The sequence below is a fragment of the Shewanella basaltis genome (assembly GCF_023283885.1).
Taxonomy (GTDB): domain Bacteria; phylum Pseudomonadota; class Gammaproteobacteria; order Enterobacterales; family Shewanellaceae; genus Shewanella; species Shewanella basaltis.
The window spans coordinates 1-18894 of sequence record NZ_JAKILA010000016.1; the positions used below are offsets into that span (position 1 = coordinate 1).

16 protein-coding genes and 1 pseudogene are annotated in these 18894 nt (G+C 41.7%); 7 read left to right on the forward strand and 10 right to left on the reverse strand.

From position 1 onward, the window contains the following. A pseudogene (locus L2703_RS12115) lies at positions 1-355 on the forward strand (transposase); the annotation flags it as partial. A 322-nt stretch (positions 356-677) separates the two neighbouring features. Here the strand turns inward: L2703_RS12115 and L2703_RS12120 are convergent. Further along, complete coding sequence (locus L2703_RS12120) at positions 678-1577, reverse strand: LysR substrate-binding domain-containing protein (protein WP_248971348.1); 900 nt, start codon at positions 1575-1577, stop codon at positions 678-680. Positions 1578-1756: 179 nt separating this feature from the next. On the opposite strand from L2703_RS12120, the gene L2703_RS12125 reads away from it, so the two are divergent. Beyond that, the gene (locus tag L2703_RS12125) at positions 1757-2725 is read left to right on the forward strand and encodes a TDT family transporter (protein ID WP_248971349.1); all 969 of its coding nucleotides are present in this window, start codon (positions 1757-1759) and stop codon (positions 2723-2725) included. 7 nt (positions 2726-2732) lie between these two features. Further along, entirely contained in the window at positions 2733-3200 is a 468-nt protein-coding gene (gene ybaK / locus L2703_RS12130; RefSeq protein ID WP_248971350.1) for a Cys-tRNA(Pro) deacylase, read from the forward strand. Positions 3201-3283: 83 nt separating this feature from the next. Here the strand turns inward: ybaK and L2703_RS12135 are convergent, their stop codons facing one another. Further along, a complete protein-coding gene (locus L2703_RS12135) occupies positions 3284-4015 on the reverse strand; it encodes a YccT family protein (protein ID WP_248971351.1) in 732 nt (243 codons plus the stop codon). A 16-nt stretch (positions 4016-4031) separates the two neighbouring features. Beyond that, positions 4032-4892, reverse strand: a complete 861-nt coding sequence (locus L2703_RS12140) for a pseudouridine synthase family protein (RefSeq protein WP_248971352.1) — start codon at positions 4890-4892, stop codon at positions 4032-4034. A 195-nt stretch (positions 4893-5087) separates the two neighbouring features. Between L2703_RS12140 and lgt the strand changes: the two genes are divergently transcribed. Together lgt and L2703_RS12150 are read left to right on the forward strand one after the other, a co-directional pair. Beyond that, positions 5088-5864, forward strand: coding sequence for a prolipoprotein diacylglyceryl transferase (gene lgt, locus L2703_RS12145; RefSeq protein WP_248971353.1), 777 nt, complete (start codon positions 5088-5090; stop codon positions 5862-5864). A 189-nt stretch (positions 5865-6053) separates the two neighbouring features. Next, on the forward strand, positions 6054-6206 hold the full coding sequence (locus L2703_RS12150) for a hypothetical protein (RefSeq protein ID WP_248971354.1): 153 nt from the start codon (positions 6054-6056) through the stop codon (positions 6204-6206). A 118-nt stretch (positions 6207-6324) separates the two neighbouring features. On the opposite strand, the gene L2703_RS12155 is transcribed toward L2703_RS12150, so the two are convergent. From L2703_RS12155 to L2703_RS12175, 5 genes are all read right to left on the reverse strand, one after another. Further along, positions 6325-7038, reverse strand: a complete 714-nt coding sequence (locus tag L2703_RS12155) for an oxidative stress defense protein (protein WP_248971355.1) — start codon at positions 7036-7038, stop codon at positions 6325-6327. A 72-nt stretch (positions 7039-7110) separates the two neighbouring features. Beyond that, positions 7111-8121: a cytochrome-c peroxidase gene (locus L2703_RS12160; protein WP_248971356.1), complete on the reverse strand. Its 1011-nt coding sequence runs from the start codon at positions 8119-8121 to the stop codon at positions 7111-7113. Between the two features lie 100 nt (positions 8122-8221). Then, the gene (locus L2703_RS12165) at positions 8222-10930 is read right to left on the reverse strand and encodes a TonB-dependent receptor (protein WP_248971357.1); all 2709 of its coding nucleotides are present in this window, start codon (positions 10928-10930) and stop codon (positions 8222-8224) included. A gap of 16 nt (positions 10931-10946) precedes the next feature. Then, positions 10947-13694, reverse strand: a complete 2748-nt coding sequence (locus tag L2703_RS12170; RefSeq protein ID WP_248971358.1) for a cadherin-like domain-containing protein — start codon at positions 13692-13694, stop codon at positions 10947-10949. 310 nt (positions 13695-14004) lie between these two features. Further along, positions 14005-14916, reverse strand: a complete 912-nt coding sequence (locus L2703_RS12175) for a LysR family transcriptional regulator (protein WP_248971359.1) — start codon at positions 14914-14916, stop codon at positions 14005-14007. A 91-nt stretch (positions 14917-15007) separates the two neighbouring features. Between L2703_RS12175 and L2703_RS12180 the strand changes: the two genes are divergently transcribed. Beyond that, a complete protein-coding gene (locus L2703_RS12180; protein ID WP_248971360.1) occupies positions 15008-15817 on the forward strand; it encodes a class II aldolase/adducin family protein in 810 nt (269 codons plus the stop codon). 64 nt (positions 15818-15881) lie between these two features. Then, complete coding sequence (locus tag L2703_RS12185) at positions 15882-16763, forward strand: bile acid:sodium symporter family protein (RefSeq protein ID WP_248971361.1); 882 nt, start codon at positions 15882-15884, stop codon at positions 16761-16763. 22 nt (positions 16764-16785) lie between these two features. Here the strand turns inward: L2703_RS12185 and L2703_RS12190 are convergent, their stop codons facing one another. Beyond that, positions 16786-17886 (reverse strand): sensor domain-containing diguanylate cyclase, encoded by a 1101-nt coding sequence (locus L2703_RS12190; protein WP_248971362.1) that lies wholly within the window; start codon positions 17884-17886, stop codon positions 16786-16788. 612 nt (positions 17887-18498) lie between these two features. Beyond that, the gene (locus L2703_RS12195; RefSeq protein WP_248971363.1) at positions 18499-18879 is read right to left on the reverse strand and encodes a DP-EP family protein; all 381 of its coding nucleotides are present in this window, start codon (positions 18877-18879) and stop codon (positions 18499-18501) included. Positions 18880-18894: the final 15 nt, after the last annotated feature.

The following is an 18894-nucleotide window of genomic DNA, read 5'->3' on the forward strand; positions in this document are numbered from 1 at the left end:
TATCAATTCAGCAATAAAAGGCGAGCAACCACCAGAGCTATTACCGTTTGTGGGAAATGAAAGACTCAATATGCCTAACGGGCTCATGTTCAGCGTTAAAGATTACATTGTTCTAGTTGAAGATACCGGTCGGATTATTCGAGAAGATAAGCGTGGCGCTATTAGCTCAAGCAGTCAGGACATACTGAATAGGCTCAACATCCCCGCAGAGAATTGGCTTAAAATCACTACAGAGTTTGGTGCATTATTTAAAGGTCCAGTCGGAGCATTACCTGCTTTAACTGAATACTGTGAGCATTTAGAGCGAAAACGACGACAAGGCGCGGCAAATTGTCAACGCTGGCTGTGCGCTTAAGTCATCATCCCCAATCAAATTTCAATTCTTCTTATGCTTGATTAATATCAAGGCCCTCTGCTGTGTTGAATTCTACAAATGATGAATAAACCACTAATTTAAATATAATATTTTAGCTATATTGATAAAAGTTGATGAGTTGTTCACATCGACGATATCTCTCGCCAACACAATGAGAACGGGTAAAGTTATTTTTCAAATAATGGGTGGCTTGGCTTTCGTTATTTTTCAAATAATGGGTGGCTTGGCTTTCGTTGGCTTTCAAATGCCTAAATTCAACTCAGCCATAAATAATAGAAAGAATACTCAGCCAACAATCGCTTTATGTATTATCCCATTGATGACAAAACGCGATAAAGCTTGTTAACAACGGGCTGTGGTATTTGTCTTTGTGCACCACTAGCCAAAAGGGGCGTTGCATATTTAGGGTATGATTGTGAGGTAATGGCAGTTGAGTGACTCGGCCGTCATTAATGGCATACTGCGCGGCTAGGGTCGATAAGCAGCCTAAACCTAATCCTGCCGCAACACTGTTGATGAGCGCTTCAGTGGTATTGAGCTCAAACACCTCATGCCATGCCTCAATGTGTGGTGCAACCGTGCGTAAAAAAAATTCTCTTGAGCCTGAACCTGCCTCACGTAATACCCATTGTGATTGTTCTAAATCGCTAAATGAGCATGGCGTGTGCTGGCTTATGGACAAATGAGGCGCAGCAATAATACACATTTGGTCGTGACTAAACTGATGGGCAACTAATTCTGGGTGATGGCTTTTACCTTCAATAAGGCCAATATCTAACTCGTAATCGAGCAGCTTTTGGCAAATTAATCGTGAGTTAGAAATCACCACACTTTGGGAAAAATGCTGTGATTGTTGCCTAAATTGGCTCAATAATCCCGGGACAACATGGTTACCTACCGTATCACTAGCGCCTATTTTTAACTGACCTGAAAAAGCGTGGTCTGCATCAAACAATTGGCTGATGCTATTTGCTCTACTTAGCAGTTCATCGGCAAGTGGCAATAGTTTGTGGCCTTCTTGATTGAGAATTAATCGGTTATTGACCCGGTCAAATAACGGGTGGCCTAGCTGTTTTTCTAATTCTGCGAGCGCCATGCTCACTGCTGCTTTAGATAAAAAAATGGCCTCTGCTGCAGCTGTTAAGGTGCTGTGTTGGGTAATGCTTATAAATACATTGAGCTGTTTAAGTGAAATATTCATGTTATTGGGATTTCTGATTAACAGGTATAACACTCGATGCTGTATTAGCACGCCGGTTACAGATAATGTTCAACTTTTGTTTAGTTTTATTGAACGTATGTTTCATATAATTGGATATTTATAAACAAACCGCAAGCGTAAAATGATGTTATTGGCTTGCAGGTTGGTTTGAGGTTGAAATGTTTCGAGCAGTAAAGCAAACAGTGATGATGGCACCCACACCTATGGCAGGCCTTGCCTTAGGCATTGCCAGTTTAGGTTGGAGTTGGGAAAACCTTGTCAGTATCAATCATTATGGTCAGTGGGGCGGTGCGGCCATTGCCAGTGTGTTGCTATTGGTGTTAGCGACAAAATTTATATTACATTCGCATTTGTTACGCCAAGATTTAGCTCATCCTGTGGTGGGCAGTGTGGTGCCTACTTTTGCCATGGCATTAATGGTGGTATCTAACTCGCTGGGTTATGTCTCAGCCATGGCCGGTGATTTATTGTGGTGCTTTGCAGTTATATTACACATTGGCTTTTTAGTGAGCTTTATTTACCATCGAAGTAAGCAGTTTTCACTATGCCACATGGTGCCGAGCTGGTTTATTCCCCCCATTGGTATTGTGGTGGCGGATGTGTCTTTTTCGGGAAATGCACATTTATTGTGGGTTGCTCAGTCGGCACTTATTTTTGGCATGTTAAGTTATGCGTTTATGTTGCCTATGATGATTTACCGACTTATGTTTACAGAGCAGGTGCCCGATGCCGCTAAGCCCACATTAGCGATTCTTGCAGCCCCTGCTAGCCTGTCTTTGGCGGGGTACTTAACCATTACTCAGCAACCGTCGCCTGTGATTGTTGCGCTATTGTTTGGTATTGGAGTGTTAATGACCTCGATTATTTATCTGTCATTTTTTAAATTAATGCGTTTACCTTTTAGCCCAAGTTATGCAGCATTTACTTTCCCGATGGTGATAGGGGCTACAGCATTATTTAAAATGGCAGACTGGATGGAAAGTGTTGGTATTGCCACACAATACATACAGCAAATTAATGCATTAGCAGAGTTTGAATTGCTTGTTGCCACTGCGGTTGTGGCTTATGTTTGTTTGCGATATTTGCATTATTATCAGCCCAATAAAGTGCCAGTAATGAATTTATAGGATTGAAATGACCCCAGCAATTAATATGGCTAAAAAGCATAAGATTGATTTTAAAGTGCATGAGTACCAGCATGATGATAGTAACGAAGCTTACGGCTTAGAAGCGGCACAAAAATTAGGATTACCAGCCGAACAAGTCTTTAAAACCTTGGTGGTGAGCCTTGATAATCAATCATTGGCCGTGGCGGTTGTACCTGTGTCAGCAATGTTAAGCATGAAATTAATGGCCAAAGCCTCGGGTGTTAAAAAAGCTCAAATGGCTGACGCTGCAGCGGTTGAGCGGTCTAGCGGTTATGTACTTGGCGGCGTCAGTCCGTTAGGGCAAAAAAGACGCTTAGCAACTGTGATTGACGCTTCGGCGCAGCAATTTGAGTGCATTTATGTCAGCGGCGGCAAAAGAGGGCTTGATATTTCGCTGAAGCCCGATGATTTACAGCGCTTACTCAATGCTAAATTTACCGATATTTGTGCCTAATAAACAGCGACATACCCCTGTGGATATATCGCTTTGTTGGTTTAAAGCTTCAATAAAAGCGGATTTACTTCAGCTCTGGTTAATTATTGATTTATTCTGGCCTTAAATTCAGCTTGCGTTTGTGGGCTTGCTTTTTGGTACCAGTAATCGAGCATGGTAGATACTTCAGCCTGGTTGGGTTGTTCTGTATGGTCGGTGATAACCGTGGCGGTATGTTGTGATTGACCATCGCTTATGGTCAACGTCGCTGGCACTGATGCTGCAGTTGAGGTCGAGACAGTTGAGGTCGTGACAGTTGAAGCAATTGGCGCAACCGCTGGGGCTGATACTTGCGCTGCACTCCAGCTAGCGGGGTTGGCGGCGCTATTGTATTTGGCGATTTCTTGTTCAAAATCACGACCAAGCTGTAAGCCTTTTTTCATTAATTTGTCTTGGGTAAACTCAACTGCATTACCTGCCTTATCGGTTAAGGTCAGTGCTGGCGAGTCATTAAACCGCGCCGCGCTGCTTTGTGAACGTATGCTGGGTAGGGTTAATTGATAGTCTTGATCGCTCGCGGCAAAACGCAAAATAATCACATCTGAGCTAAAGCTATGTTGGCTGCCTTGATCTCTAAAGCGCGCATGATAGCGAAAGGCGATTTGTTGTAACCCTTGTGGTGTTGTGATGTCTAGGGCCACTTGTTGCTGCTCAATTGCGACACCATTGACTAACACCGTATTGGCATTGTTAGGTAGCTGTAAGCTGGCTGCTAAACTGCTTGGGCTGAGTATTAATGTACTTAAACTGAGCGTGATAACAGTGAATAAACGCATGTGGTGTTCCTGTGGCTTAGCCACGCAATAGGGGTTGTTGGTCGGCAAACTGAGGTCGATAGTGTTGCGGTAATTCAAACTGTTTTTGTATGCCAGTAAGAGGGCATATAAAACCAAAGTAGCAAGAGGTTAAGGCAAGATCGGGGGATTGATCGTCACCATTACCGTGTAAACGGTCACCCACCACGGGATGACCTAAACTGGCCATATGAATACGGATTTGATGCTTGCGCCCCGTGTCGATTTTAACTTGCACTTTAGACTGGTTAAGCCCTGGATTAAATTCTAATAGGCTGGCGTGCGAGCGCGCGGGTTTATTGTCGACAGGGCTATCTATAATAACCTCTTGGCGAGAAAACTCACCTTCAACAATCACTTGGTAATATTTGGTGAGTGCGCGAGTTTCAAAGAGTTTGGCTATCGCGGCGGTGGCTTTTTTGCTATGCCCTAACACGATTAAACCGGTCGCTGCGCGATCGAGTCGGTGAATAATAAATGCGTTACGTTGCGGCTGTAAATTAAGCTCGGCATAACGATTAATGGTGGTGTGGTCGCTCCATTTTGAGCCCTGGCAACGCATGCCATATGGCTTATACCAAATGCTGTATTCACCTTCATCAAATAACAGCTCTGCCGGGGTGACTTGTTCATCAAGTATGTGTTGGTTGTAATATAGGTGCAGTTTATCACCCGCTTTCAATGGTTTTTTTGCCCGCCTAATTCGATTAGTTTGTTTGCCGTGGCTATGCCAAATAGCACCTTTTTGCATGGCATCTTTTAAGACTTGCTTTCCTAGGCCGCTGGCTTGGGCTAATAGCTCAATAGCATCAGTCGTTTGCTCAAGGATATCAATATGGTATTCGGTTTTATCGGCCATTATTTGGTTAGCTCTAATCGTGCGGTTCATCGGCAATTAATCGTGTTAAATGTTACCTTATTTACAGCCTCATTGTTAATTTACCTTACTTAGGTTAATGAAACTTTCTCTTCGCCCACGTATCTATGTATCATCTAAGATGAAGTTGTTTTAGCATAATGCGATAAAACATAGCATGAATTTGGAGTAGGTAACTTGGAACACATCGTTTGGGATTTTGATCCTATATTAGTCTCTTTTATGGGATTAACCGTCCATTGGTATGGGGCGCTGTTTGCGTTAGCCATCGCGACGGGTTTTCAGGTGATGAAGTACTTTTATAAAAAAGAAGGCTTAGACTTAGAGTCGCTTGATAATTTATTAGTGTACTGCGTTGTTGGCATTATTGTGGGCGCACGTTTGGCCCATTGTATTTTTTATGATCCGGCTTATTACTTTGCTCATCCACTGAAAATTTTAGCCATTTGGGAAGGTGGTCTTGCTAGTCATGGTGGTGGCTTAGGTGCGATTTTGGGGCTGTATTTTTACCAACGCAAAGTAAAATTACCGTTTTTGTTTTTGCTTGATCGTTTAGCCATTGCAACGGCAATATTTGGCTTTTTTGTGCGTATGGCAAATTTTGCTAACTCAGAGATTTTAGGCGAACCAACTACTCAGCCTTGGGGCATTATTTTTAAACGGATTGATATGTTGCCGCGTCACCCGGCGCAGCTGTATGAGTCGATAGCTTATTTATTAATATTTATTGGTTTATTTGCTATTTACAAATACACCAAGATGAAGCAAAAGCACGGTGCTATTTTTGGGGTGTTTTTAGTCGCTGTATTTAGCGCCCGGATTGCGATAGAAAGCGTAAAGGTGAGCCAGGCGGCTTATCATGAGTCGATGTTAAGTGCTGGGCAGTGGTTAAGTTTACCTTTTTTACTTACCGGTATTGTGTTGCTAGTGATGGCTTATCGTAAGCCTAGTTAGCAGTTAACAACAAGCATATACGATGAATAAATAACCTTGACTCTTCCAATGACTTCGAACGATATATTCAAACTTGAAGTTTGCGTTGATAACTAGACAAATTTACGCGTCAATAGCGAGTCTATTACAAGTCAATTTAACACCTGCATCGATGTAGGTGTTTGTTTATCAAATGTTTATTTCCAAGGGTTGAGGTTACTTCGTCGTAAAACACAATCGCCGGTTTTAGCTGGTGTGATTGGTGCAGGGTTATCGATAGTGCCTATTTTAGGTGTGGTTTATTTGGTGGTTCTACTGCTTAAAAAAGACATTAATACCACTTCAAGTGCGGTAAATATTTAGCTTGCAAGCAGTGGTTCGTTTGTTGCGCTTGAGATGTATTGTTATCAAGTAAGGCTATCATTTACGACACCTTGAGCTGACCCATTTTAGGCATCAGCTCAACGGGTTGGCCACAAGTTTATTTCAGTCTAAATATCACTTCGACTCGATCGCTGACCGTCACTTGGCTTTGTTGGTATGTTTGCGCCACGTCAGCGTTCATCTTCATGCTGGCGCGGTACATTTCAGGTTGATGTGATTGAGTGGGAAAATACCTCACCTCCCATACGCCAGCCACTTGTTCGCCAAAACCGTTGGCGAGCGAGTTGGCTTTTTGTTTAGCATCTTTAATCGCTGCCTGACGCGCTTGCAAAATCATCTCGGCTTCGTTGCTGGATTTGAGTTCGATATTATTCACCTGGTTAATACCGTCAGCCAATGCACTGTCTAGTAAAGTATTTAAGTTGTTGAGCTCAACAACGGTGACAGTCATTTGACGAGTCGCTGTGTATCCCATCAATTTACGTGGTTCATTTTGTTCATATTTGTAGACTGGGTTGAGCTGTAAATTGGCACTTTGGATATGTTTTTGGTCCACACCCGCCTTAATTAAACGTTGCATAAATTGGCTAACCGCCTCATCGGCTTGCTCTTTTGCTGATTTAGCATTAGCGGCTTCAATCGAGACGGCAACACTGATTATTGCCATGTCAGCTGGCGTTTCAATTGTGCTGGTTCCGACCGTTTCAATATGAGCGAAATTTAATTCAGCAGCTTGCAAGGTTGATAAGTGGCTTGCTGATAGGGTCAATAATGAAGCAGAAATCATTGTTGTGAGTAATCGTTTGTTCATGAAAAACTCCGTGATCATTTAGGGCTTATCGATGTAAACGTAGTAAAGCATAAAAAGGGTTTTATTTTTTGTTTAGAGCATTTCTAAAAAAGAGACTAAATCATTTTGCTCTTTTGTAGTTAAATTAAGTTGATGAAGTAATGATGATGTTTGTGGGTAGAGCGGGTCATCATTAAACTTCGTAGGTCGTTTGGGTCTCGCGCCACCTGCATTGTATAGCCGCACAATGCCAAGCATTTGCGTAAACAATCCATTATGCATCCAAGGGGATGTTTGGTTTAGCATTAATAATGACGGCGTTCTAAACTTACCTACATCGTCAGGGTTGTTGGTTATTTGGTAGCGGCCTAAGTCTTCACGCTTGCGACCATAAAAACTCAACCCGGTATTATGAAACTGATTATCACTGAGTAGGGCGCCATTATGGCATGTCATGCATTTGGCTTTAGTTCTGAACAAGTGTAGCCCATGTAGCTCTGCATCATTTAATTGAGCAATAGCACGTTGAGGTTGCAGAGTTGTTTGGGCAATAAACTCAGTAAATCGATTGTTTGGCAGTGGTAGTGAGCGTTCAAATTCTGCCAGTGCAGTCCCGAGATCTTGAGCATTAAGCTTTTTTTTGGCGAATGCTTTTTGAATTAATGGTAGATACTGAGGGTTACTGTTGATTCTAATAAGCGCTTCTGTGATTGACAGATCCATTTCTAATGGGTTTTCTATGGGCATTATTGCTTGTTGCTCTGGCGAACTGACTCGACCATCCCAAAAAAAACTTGTCCAATGATCAATAGCAAAGATAGCTTGAGTATTTCGATTGCCTGGTTGGTTTTTAATGCCAATGGCAACGGTTCTTGCATCGCTAAAAGCAATACGTTTTTCATGGCAGTTTGCACAAGATACGCTGTTATCGCGTGATAAGTTTTGATCATGAAATAGCTTTTCACCTAAAGCGACTTGTGCCAGATTCAGTTTAGGCTTAAGCCTTTTTAGCGGTGCAAGTGGTTTAACTGCACGATTGTCAGCGGTTTGAATATCTGGCCATTGTGACTGAGGTTGGCTATACAATTGGCGTAAGTTAATCATATTAGTTTGCACCTCTAGCGTGGTTGCAAGCACGTTAGAGGTGTGTATTAATAACAAGCTGGCTAGGTAATGAATTATGCTCCTTGGCCATATTTTCTTATTATTCATAGGTATAGGTAACCCCTAGCCATAACATTCGACCGGGTTCAATACCTGCACTGTCTTGTGCCACTGTGTAGGTACGACTATTAAGTAAATTACTAATATCAGCACGAATTTGTAACTGCTGATGTTCACTTAATTGCATTTCCCAACGTACATTAAGCGCAAGCATAACTCGCTCTTTTAAGGTGACTTTTTTGTACACAGGCAGCAATACGTTGTTTGATTCACATTCGGGGCATGTCCAGGTGAGTTCGTTGGTTGAGTAAAGGTTACTACTGAGCTCAGCTGTGTCATAAGCACCGCTGTAGGTTCCTGTAATACTGGTGGATAAATTATTGTTCCAGTTTGTGCTCCAACCAAAATTGGCAGTGATTGGACGACCAAAATTACTGCGAATGGTGTCTAATTCATCAATGCTGACAATGCCGCCATCATAGAACACTAGTTCTTCAACAGGCGTTTGTGTTGCGACAGCATCATAGTCGTCATTGCTTTCGTAGTTTTCACTGTAGCTCGCATTCGCCCAAAAAGAATGGTCGTAAAATTTAGCGTCCCACGAAATAGAAATTCGATCACTATGGCCATCACCAGAGTTATTCATGGTGATATATTGGTAGCCATCATTTGCTGTTGTAATACTGCTATTACGCGCAAGTTGACGATGCTTTTTACGCTTAACATATTTTATTGAAAAGTTACCTATAAAGTCAGTTGCTTGTTTAAATCCAATTGCAATTTCATCGTCATAGGGCGTAGCAAGATTGTCGTACTTGTATCGATAATTTCCGGTATAAGATGAGGGTAGCCAACCTTGTAAATATCCGTCCAGAATTGGACGATATTCAGTGTAAGCAAATCGCTGTTGTTCTTTTATTTTGTAGTGTAATAAACCAGCGTCGTAATACCTGTTGATCCCAAGTGTAAGTAAGCTGTCGTTATCGTCAAAAATGTCATACCCCATTGAAAATCTTGGAGCAACATTGTGATTTTCAAAAAAGTCATCGTAATCGTAACGTAGACCCAAATTAACTTGTAATTGCTCCCAATGTATTTTGTCGGTTACATAAATAGCAGCTTTATTCAAATTTACATCAATGTATTCTGCCGGTGTGACTTGCCTAGATTGGAAGTATTGCGGTGTTGTTAGGACATTATTACTGTATGCCTGAATGTGTTCAATTTGAGTAAAATCGATGGTGCCACCAAGTTGTTCAGCAAGGGTGTCAAGGTCAACAATAAAGCTTTGCTCAATACAACTGGTGGTATATCCGCTGCAATTGAGTTTGGTCGTGCTATCTGTTGAATACTGTACGGGCGAGTCATAAGAGTAGCTATCTTGAGCACGATCGCGGCTGATTTCTTGGCGGTTTAATTCTATGCCGGTTTTTATGTGATGTTCAGTGTTGTGCCAGTTTATGACTGGTAGGGTTAAGCTGTTGCGCCATTGCTGTGAGGTTTGTGTGTTGTCTAAGTTTCCGTAGCCACCTTGTTTAGACACTTGTACAGTATCTTCACTTTGCACACTGTCTTGCCCCCACTCTTTTCCTTTGGCTTGCAACCATAGGTAGTAATGTTCTGGTCCTGTGCGGCTATTACTACTCTGGCTTAGATTGATATTACTTTGCCAAAGTCCAAGATCGGTTTCTTGCGATAAATTAATGATGCCACCAACGCTACCACCTTCGAGGTGGAAATCACTGTTAAGTACGTCTTTTAGGAACGAGTCTTCTTCGTAAGGGGCGTATAATAAACTGATGTCAAGCATATCAACCCAACCATCTCGATAACCATATTTGAGCAATGCATTCGCATTTTTGCGCTGTTGTTGCTTAGTTTTACCCAAAGAAATATCTGAAATGGTGCTTTCTAAATAGTTCATATTGAACATTAATGCATGGTGCTGATTTATTGTGCCTTGCAGCATTAAATCAATGTTATTTTTTTCGTAAACTGGCGCTTCATAGTCTATATCCGGGGTATCTTCACTACTGTGAGTCGATTCCGGCGCGATGTAATTGTATTCTCCCCAACTGGTTTTATTACCACGATAGCCCACAGATACTTTACCATCACTGATAAAGGGACTTATGGTTTCTACATCAACCACCCCACCAGAGAAGTCACCATATTCTGCAGGGATGTTGTGATCATATACTGTAATTGATGAGACGATTTGGCTGTTAACGTTCATACTTTGCACGCCACCAGAAACATCGTTACTGGTTGAGTTGATGCGGCTGCTACTTGCTGGATCGATACGATTGTTGTAGTTCATTCCATCAATAGTAAAGCCAGTCTGCCAAGGTTTCGCACCTGAAATAGTAATTTCTGGCGCGCTGATTTCGGCTAAGTTATCAATGGACGAGGCACTCTCACTAAGTTGTACGCCTGGCAGCAAAGCAATTAATTCATTGATGTCACCGTTAGTTTTTGTCGTCGATTCAATAAACTCCCGGTTTAAGTGTGCCCTACCGACGACCTCAGGAACCTCAATACCAACATAGCGGCCAATGACTTCAATGTGCTCAATTTGGGGGGGACACACTTTGAGATTAGGAGAGGATTTACAGTTGTCTTTTTCCAAGTGATTAACATTGTCGCTGGTTTGTTTTTTGTCTGTTGTCTGTTCTTGGTTTGTGTCTGCAGCAAAGCTGCCGCTACAAAACACCAAAAACAGACATGCTACTGAACTACGCGTAAACATGTCTGTTCCTTACACCTTAATTACCCAATGGAGTGGTATCGATACTGTCTTCAATTCCATCAGCATCAGCATCGGTATCAGCGCGAAGCCCTGAGGCTTCAATTTCTGCATCTGTCACATTGGCTAGGAAAAAGTTGGGTAGCCCATCATGGTCGGTATCAACGCTAGCAAGGTAGGTGCTGGTAAAATCATCTTTTGCTGCAAGTAACATTGCATATTTCTTATACAGACTTATTTGATCGGCGGAACCATTAACCGAGTTTAGAATTAACGCCATGACTTCATCGGGTTGGTCGATGTAAAAATGCAAGTCAATAAGTCGTGACATATTGTCTTGCAGGGTTTTATCTGCTGATGACATTACTGTTGCGGTGTATTGGTTAATATCTGCCGTGACTCTAGTGATGATGGATTGGTAAATCGTGGCATAATTTTCTGTTTGGCTGGCATGGCGTGATAATTCGTTGAGTATGCTATTACGGTAGAAATAACCCGTTTCGGCTTGTTCACTTGCGAGCACTTCATTGTTGATTAGATCAAGAACGTCAGGAATTTGCTCTGCATCTTCAGACACAGCAAGCTTTAATTCATCTAATGCTGTGGTTAACCAAGGTAGATAAGCTTCTGTGATACCTGATGACGCGATATAGTTGAGTACTTGTAAACGATATTCTGCGCGTTCCAGTGGTGAATCAAGACGATTAATTTCAACTTCTATCATGGGGAGCACTGTGTCTTTTTGAGCAAAGTCACCAGAAATTTGGTAGGTATTGATGAGATTTATGTATGCGACAATGAGCTCTGTGGTGCTAAACGCCTCACTGTTTGCGGTTATGTAGGTGTTGATCATATCGCCACATTTTTGTGCTTGTGCCGATGCATCGCCACCAAAGGTTTCGGTGTAATCAACTAATCGTGCGCAACCAATAAATCCGGTGATTTTTGACATTAACGACTGCGAATAAACATATTCTTCAGAAGTAAGGATGTCGCTGCCACGTTGCAGTAACGCTAATGCCAGGTCGTTATAACCTTGATTGTGTAAAATGAGTGCCGCACCATTAGTCGATGAGCTAGCCACGAGAGATTCATATAAACTGCGAATACCATCTTGTTGTTGCGCAAAGTACGTGGTTGCTGCATCGGTTGCATCATCAATACTGGTTCCCAACTTCATTGCTTCTGCAATTTGTTTCGCAAACATTGATGCTTTGGCATCTGCAATATCGTATTCGTTAGTTAATAATGCAAGTGCAGGGTTATTTGTTTCATCGGGATATAATCCGGCGATTAAACCAGCAAGGTCCAGAAGCGGATAAGTATAAGTGGCGAGCGTTGCTTCAGCGTAAGGCGAAGCCTCGTAGTGATACGTTTCATCTAAAGTTGTGTGACCATATAGTGATAACGCTAAGTTAACGTAATTTTTAGCTTCGTCGATAGCATTTATTTGGAACAGTAAATCAGCTGCCCAAACAATATATAAGGCTTTTAATCTTTCTGTGGGTTGATTTTTATAATCACCACTCTTTTGCAGGTAGTAACCCGTTTTAGCCGTTAACTCTGCATATGTTGTGATTATTGATAATGCTGTTGCTTTATTTTCAGCGCTATTATTACTGATGTAGTTTTCTGTTGCAGCAATACTGGCTTTGTTAAATGAAGTTAAGAAACGTCCATAAGTTGTAGTGTATTGTTCTTGACGTACAGTGTCGGCATACACTTTAAGGGTATCTAATAATGCATTGGCTTGCTCCACTTGGCCTGCTTCACGATAGTGATTAATGACAGTGATGTAAAAAGTGGGGTCGTCACTGTTGATGTTATCTAACCCTTTATCTGCAATATATTGGTTATAAGCGATAATTGCTTTTTCTCTATACTCTGCAGCTTGATCAAATAATCCCACATTGTCATAGCTATTTGCTGCTGTGCGAAATGCAGTTGCTTTAGTCGGTAAGGTTTGTATGTTGTCAAAGTGTGTTTGCGCTGTTTCGATAAAACCTGCGAGCAGATACCCTATAGCCAATTTTTCATTGACCTCTTCTAAGGCGAAATCATCATTAATGTTAAGAGCAATATTTTCAGCTTGTTTTAAGTGAGATTTATTGGAGCTGTAGTAATAATTACGTTTATCTTCATTGGTTATGTACGAAGGGGTAAGGGTAATCGTGGTTTCAATTGGTTGTGCGATAATTCCGTCGGTATAACTGATTTTAAATGTGTCTTCAATTTCAGATAACGTTGCTGCCGTGTAAACAAACTCACCTGTGCTACTGTCGAGTATGAGTTCGCCTTCTTGTGGTGATTCAATCAAGGTTACACTAACCGTATCATTGTCAGCATCAAAAAATGCTAGCGTCCCTTCTGTAGTTGTCGAAGAGGTGACGTGTATTTGTGTGCTCAAAAGTTGAGGTGCATCATTAATATTGTTAATGGTAAATATTAATGATGCTTGGCTGCTTAAATTACTATCCGAAGCATTGATGGTGACTTGATCTGTGCCAACGAAATTTTCGTTAGGGGTATATGAAAAACTACCATTGCTGTTAATGGTGAATACACCATTACTGGCTGCGGACGCTGTAGTGTAGGTTATCTCATCGTCATCTTGTGCCATCACAGCATCACTAAAAGTACTGTCTTCATCTAGGGTAAAGTTATATGTGGTAGTAGAAAATACAGGGGCTTTGTTGCTTTCGTCACTACCACAACCACTCAGTGCCAAGCATGAAATAATGCCGAGAAGAAGAGTCGTTGGTTTCATGGGGAGTTCCTATTATTGACTGTTATTAAAAATCGGCAAAATGCTAACATTTAAATGGTAATGATAATAGGTCTCAATAGCGTTTGCGGGGGTTCGCTGTAAATGTAAAGAAGTTGATATCGATATTTCTAAGTCGATGTATATGGTTGCGTTAATGTTACCGTTTTCAGTTTATTGTTGTTAATCATTTGTTTTTATGATCTATTTATTTTTTCTGATTCATTTTTTTACATCGATAACTTACATTTTTGGCGTAATCTATTGATGTGAAATTATGGGTGGGAGACCTAAAAACTTACAAAGTCTTTGTTTAGCTGACAAAAATTTGTGCTGAAATATCAAGCAATTTTTGTCTTATCCATTGATTTACCGGATCGTCATCGGCTTGTTTGTGCCAGTACATGTGCACCGCTAAATCGGGTACTTCAAAGGGTAAGGGCGATACCACAATAGGCATGGATTGTTGCAACAACATGGCGTAACTGCTTGGCATGGTCATGATCATGTCTGACTGGCTCACCACATTAATGGCGGCAAAGTAATGCTCGCATCGTAATACAATGTTGCGGGTAATACCTTGAGTGGCCAATGCCATGTCGACCGTGTCGATGGCAAAATCTTTTAAACTGACCAAAGCATGTGAGGCATTGGCATAATTTGCTAGGGTTAATTGCTGCAAGATTGGGTGGTTTGTACGACAAACCAGTGAAAATGACTCGTGACAAATTAAGCTACTGCGAATGTCTTTGTGGGTTGGCATGAGTACATCGATGACTATGTCTAAGCTTTGCTGCGCTAAAGAAGTTTCGAGTTCAGTACGTTTGATTTGTCGGCTATTTAAGGTGAGGTTTGGCGTATTATTGAGTAAATCGGGAACCAATACCGGAAAAAACATCGACTCTAATATGTCTCTTAACCCTAATTTAATTTCACGCTTGTGCTGCAGAATATCGAAATTGGCCGGAGTTGATAGGGTATGCTCAAGCAAGTCCATCGCCTGCAATACATCGGGAATGATTTTTTGACATAACGGTGTTGGCACCATTTTGCGACCATGACGCACAAATAGTGGGTCATTAAACTTAGTTCGAAGCCGAGCAATAGCATGGCTTACCGCAGGTTGGGTTAAGTGTAATTTACTGGCGGCACTGGTGATACTGCCTTGTTGGTAAACCGTTGTCATGATGAGAAATAGGTTAAGATCAATTGTACTATGCAGCATATTTATAGTTATCTATGATTTAGTATCATTTGAATTAATTTTAGGCTTGGTTAAATTAAAGTCAAACTAAACCAATAAAAGCAGATTCAACATGACTACACTACAAGAAGCACAACAAATTAAAAAAATGACTATCGGTACCGACAAGTACCCCATGCCATTACCGCCTAAATTTGACTCTAAACAACAGCAGCAACAATATGAAAAACAGCGCTTAGCCGCTGCGTTTAGGGTGTTTGCCCATTACCGATTTGACGAAGGTTTAGCCGGCCACATTACCTTGCGGGACTGCATCGATCCAGACACCTTTTGGGTAAACCCATTAGCAGTACATTTTTCTAAAATTAAAGCATCTGATCTTGTCCGTGTTGATCACAAAGGCAACATTTTGGAAGGTAAACACCCGATTAATAATGCCGCATTTGCGATTCATTCTCGTATTCATCATGCTCGCCCAGATGTGAATGCTGTTGCCCATGCGCACACCACGTACGGCCGGGCTTTTTCGGCTTTAGGTCAATTACTACAACCGATTTCACAAGATGCTTGCATGTTTTATGAAAACCACAGCGTATTTGACACCTTTACCGGTGTAGTGGCTGATTTGTCTGAAGGCGATATGATTGCCAAGGCGCTGCAAGGCCATGCGGCGGTTATTTTACAAAATCATGGCTTACTCACGGTTGGCAAATCGGTAGATGCGGCCACGGCGAATTTTGTGATGTTAGACAGTTGCTGTCACAGCCAGTTACTGGCACAAGCTGCGGGTGATCTTAAATTGATAGGCCATGATATTGCCACTAAAACTCGCCAAATGAATGGGTCTGACTTAGTTACCTGGGGGAATTTCCAACCTATGTATCAAGTGGTGCTGGCGCAAGACAACAGCTTTTTAGATTAATGCTGCTTAAGCCGTTAACACGACTCTCGCTAGGCCGCCAGGCTTGGCGAGCAAGGATGGATGTATGACAGGTTCGATAATTACCGAAATTCTGCTGCCACTTGCACTTGCTTTTATCATGTTTGGTATGGGATTAAGTTTAACGCGGTTTGATTTTTTACGCCTCTGGCAAACACCAGCGCCTATTGTCACAGGTTTTTTTGGGCAAATTATTGCACTGCCTTTATTAGCGTTTGTTATTTGTTTGGCAATGGATTTACCTACGCCTATGGCGGTTGGCTTGATGATATTGGCCGCCTGCCCAGGTGGCACTACATCAAATGTTGTAAGCCATTTGGCTAAAGCCAATTTAGCTTTGTCTGTGAGTTTAACAGCCATTAGCAGCATAGTGTGTGTGTTCAGTGCGCCATTTGTGATTCAATTTGCAATAGGGTATTTTGCCAATGAAGCGCCAATAGAGGTGTCGCTCAGTAGCATCTCGTTAGGCTTGCTGGTGATCACCTTATTGCCCATAGTACTTGGTATGCTGGTTCGCAGTTATTACAGAGCATGGGCCATTAAGGTTGAAGTGTATTTTAGGCGTTTTGCGTTTGTGTTTTTGTTATTGATGATTGCCGGGGTGGTGATTCAGGAGCACACCATTATCGTTGAAGCATTTAATGAGGTGTTTCTGGCCTGTATTTTACTCAATTTTGGTGCAATGATGATTGGTGGTTTGAGTGCGAAAGGCTTGTCGCTAGCAGACAAAGATGGTTTAACGCTGGCAATTGAAATTGGTTTGCAAAACTCAACTATGGCGATGCTTATTTGTATCAGCTTATTGAATATGCCCAGTTATGCTGTGGTTGCAGGCGTGTACAGCTTAACCATGTATGCTGGCGCGGGTTTGTTAATTGCTTATTCGCGCTATCGCCCCTTTGCTAAATCAGCCAAAAGCGCGCTGTAGTCAGCGCGCTTTTACTGTGTGATTAGCTGCCTATATTAATGCGATTACGGCCGGTTGATTTTGCTCTGTAGAGCGCGGTATCTGCTGCGCACATCAATGCGGTAGGTGTACGGTATTGGCCACTGCGCTCACAGGCTATGCCTTGGCTAACACTAATGTGAGTTTGTGCTGGTAAGCCTATGTCAGTAAAGCTTAATTGGTTAATTCTATTTTGAATGTTTTTCGCGACATACTCTGCTGTTAAAGGGTTGCTGTTTGGTAAAATAATCACAAACTCCTCACCACCGTAGCGAGCCGCCATCGCATTATTTGATGGCAGTGCTTCTGCCAACACCTTGGCTATTTTTTGCAAACATTTATCGCCGTTAACATGACCATACTGGTCATTAAAGATTTTAAAGTAATCAACATCAATAATGATTAAACACAGTGGTTGATCGTGATTGATGCTGTCGTTCCAATGAGTTTGCAAGGCATCATCAAAAGCGTGACGGTTGGCAAGGCCTGTCAGTTTATCTGTGTGGGCTAGACGCCTAAGTTTATTGTACTCAGCCTTGTGCGATGTGAGGTTATGCATGATGCCGATAAATAAGGGTTCAGATCCTATTTGTATCGATGGCAAATAAGAGAGTGATAAGTCGGCTTCGAGTAAGGTGCTGTCGGCGCGATTGATGATAATTTCTTTGGGGCCATGGTTAAATGGTGTGTCGATACGGGTGTGATTGGCTGCGCCATTCCATAGTGAGAATAGCGATTGATATTCGTCTTTAAACGGACTTTGTAAGTAATCGGTCCAGGTTTGACCGATTAACATTTCAGCAGGCGCACCAAATAATTTGGCCCCTAAAGGATTTATCATTTCAATAATACCGTTTGAGTTAACCACAAAAATGGCTTCTGAAATGGCGGTAATCACGTTCAATAAAGTGCGTATTTGTACATTATCTGTCATTGCCAAATTGCTTTCTTGATTAGGTGACTCGGTGCTGGTGGTCACTTGATTGACCATTGTTTGGCAGCTTACTGTTTTGCCTGACGCTGGGGATTTGGCAAATGAACCTGTTAATTTTGTCACTCGAGAAATCGTATCATTGAGTTCAGTTAATTTGTCATTAGTAAACATGGTGCATTCCCTTAAGCGTTTGGTATTGGTAACCCTTGGTTGATGCCAATCACTCTATTAGGAATGCCGTTTATTTACCTTTCGGTAATCTTCTGATTTTAAGTTGTTGATTTTTATTGTTTTAAATTTTGGTTTAATGCTGTTTTTTTTGTGTGACGGTATTGGGTATGAGCTGGCTTTATTGTTTATTGCAGATGATGATGCGTTTAATTAACCTCAACTCTGGATAAGAGATGTATTGATAACGATATAAATCAATAGATTGACTAAAATCCACTGTCAAGCTTGTGATTTGTTTTGCTAACAAGGCGAATTAACGCGTCAATAGCTAGCCTATTGCAAGTTAATTCAACGCAGTGAGGAAGGCAAAGGACTGCTTGAAAGGCGTTTGTTATCCAGAGCTGAGGTTAATTATCTTTTAACCGAGGTGTTTTTGGCTAAAAAGTCTTATTGCGCGCGTGTGTTTAATGGCACTTTTTGCTGAGGTTTGGCCAATATTGGCAGGTGCTAAATTTGCAGTATTTAATCGATAACCCCAGCCGTTTAGCAAGGGTTAATAATGATGTTGTACACTTTAAAAAGCTCAGGATAAGCCTGAGCTTTTTAATATGTTTAATGCTCTGGAGTATTAATGACTTGCGGATCGGGACTGAGTACCTGCAAGGTATTACTGCTGTTTGACAACACAAACTGAAAACCGGTATTGCCTGGGGTTTCATCTAAATCGGTTAATTGAATTAATGTGCCATCGCTGCTGATGGTAATTGCATTAATAATGTTATCAAAAGGAGTCGTAAAGGCCGCACCAACAAATTTTAGCCCTTTACCGGTTTTATCAATTAGTTGGTAAGAAATGCTGCTGTATTGGCTGACGACAACATTGCCACACACAGGGGAGCCGTCAAGGTTGGTGTAAGTAAATACTGGCACTTCTTTTTTGTTCAGGGTGACGGTGAGCTTAAAAAACGTTGCTTGGCCTTGAGTGTTTGACATTTTATTCTCTATTCT

Excerpts from the sequence above, each read along its gene's own strand:
- L2703_RS12120 (WP_248971348.1), bottom strand. The coding sequence starts at position 1,577 with ATGAATATTTCACTTAAACAGCTCAATGTATTTATAAGCATTACCCAA.
- L2703_RS12125 (WP_248971349.1), top strand. The coding sequence starts at position 1,757 with ATGTTTCGAGCAGTAAAGCAAACAGTGATGATGGCACCCACACCTATG.
- ybaK (WP_248971350.1), top strand. The coding sequence starts at position 2,733 with ATGACCCCAGCAATTAATATGGCTAAAAAGCATAAGATTGATTTTAAA.
- L2703_RS12135 (WP_248971351.1), bottom strand. The coding sequence starts at position 4,015 with ATGCGTTTATTCACTGTTATCACGCTCAGTTTAAGTACATTAATACTC.
- L2703_RS12140 (WP_248971352.1), bottom strand. The coding sequence starts at position 4,892 with ATGGCCGATAAAACCGAATACCATATTGATATCCTTGAGCAAACGACT.
- L2703_RS12155 (WP_248971355.1), bottom strand. The coding sequence starts at position 7,038 with ATGAACAAACGATTACTCACAACAATGATTTCTGCTTCATTATTGACC.
- L2703_RS12160 (WP_248971356.1), bottom strand. The coding sequence starts at position 8,121 with ATGATTAACTTACGCCAATTGTATAGCCAACCTCAGTCACAATGGCCA.
- L2703_RS12165 (WP_248971357.1), bottom strand. The coding sequence starts at position 10,930 with ATGTTTACGCGTAGTTCAGTAGCATGTCTGTTTTTGGTGTTTTGTAGC.
- L2703_RS12170 (WP_248971358.1), bottom strand. The coding sequence starts at position 13,694 with ATGAAACCAACGACTCTTCTTCTCGGCATTATTTCATGCTTGGCACTG.
- L2703_RS12175 (WP_248971359.1), bottom strand. The coding sequence starts at position 14,916 with ATGCTGCATAGTACAATTGATCTTAACCTATTTCTCATCATGACAACG.
- L2703_RS12180 (WP_248971360.1), top strand. The coding sequence starts at position 15,008 with ATGACTACACTACAAGAAGCACAACAAATTAAAAAAATGACTATCGGT.
- L2703_RS12185 (WP_248971361.1), top strand. The coding sequence starts at position 15,882 with ATGACAGGTTCGATAATTACCGAAATTCTGCTGCCACTTGCACTTGCT.
- L2703_RS12190 (WP_248971362.1), bottom strand. The coding sequence starts at position 17,886 with ATGTTTACTAATGACAAATTAACTGAACTCAATGATACGATTTCTCGA.
- L2703_RS12195 (WP_248971363.1), bottom strand. The coding sequence starts at position 18,879 with ATGTCAAACACTCAAGGCCAAGCAACGTTTTTTAAGCTCACCGTCACC.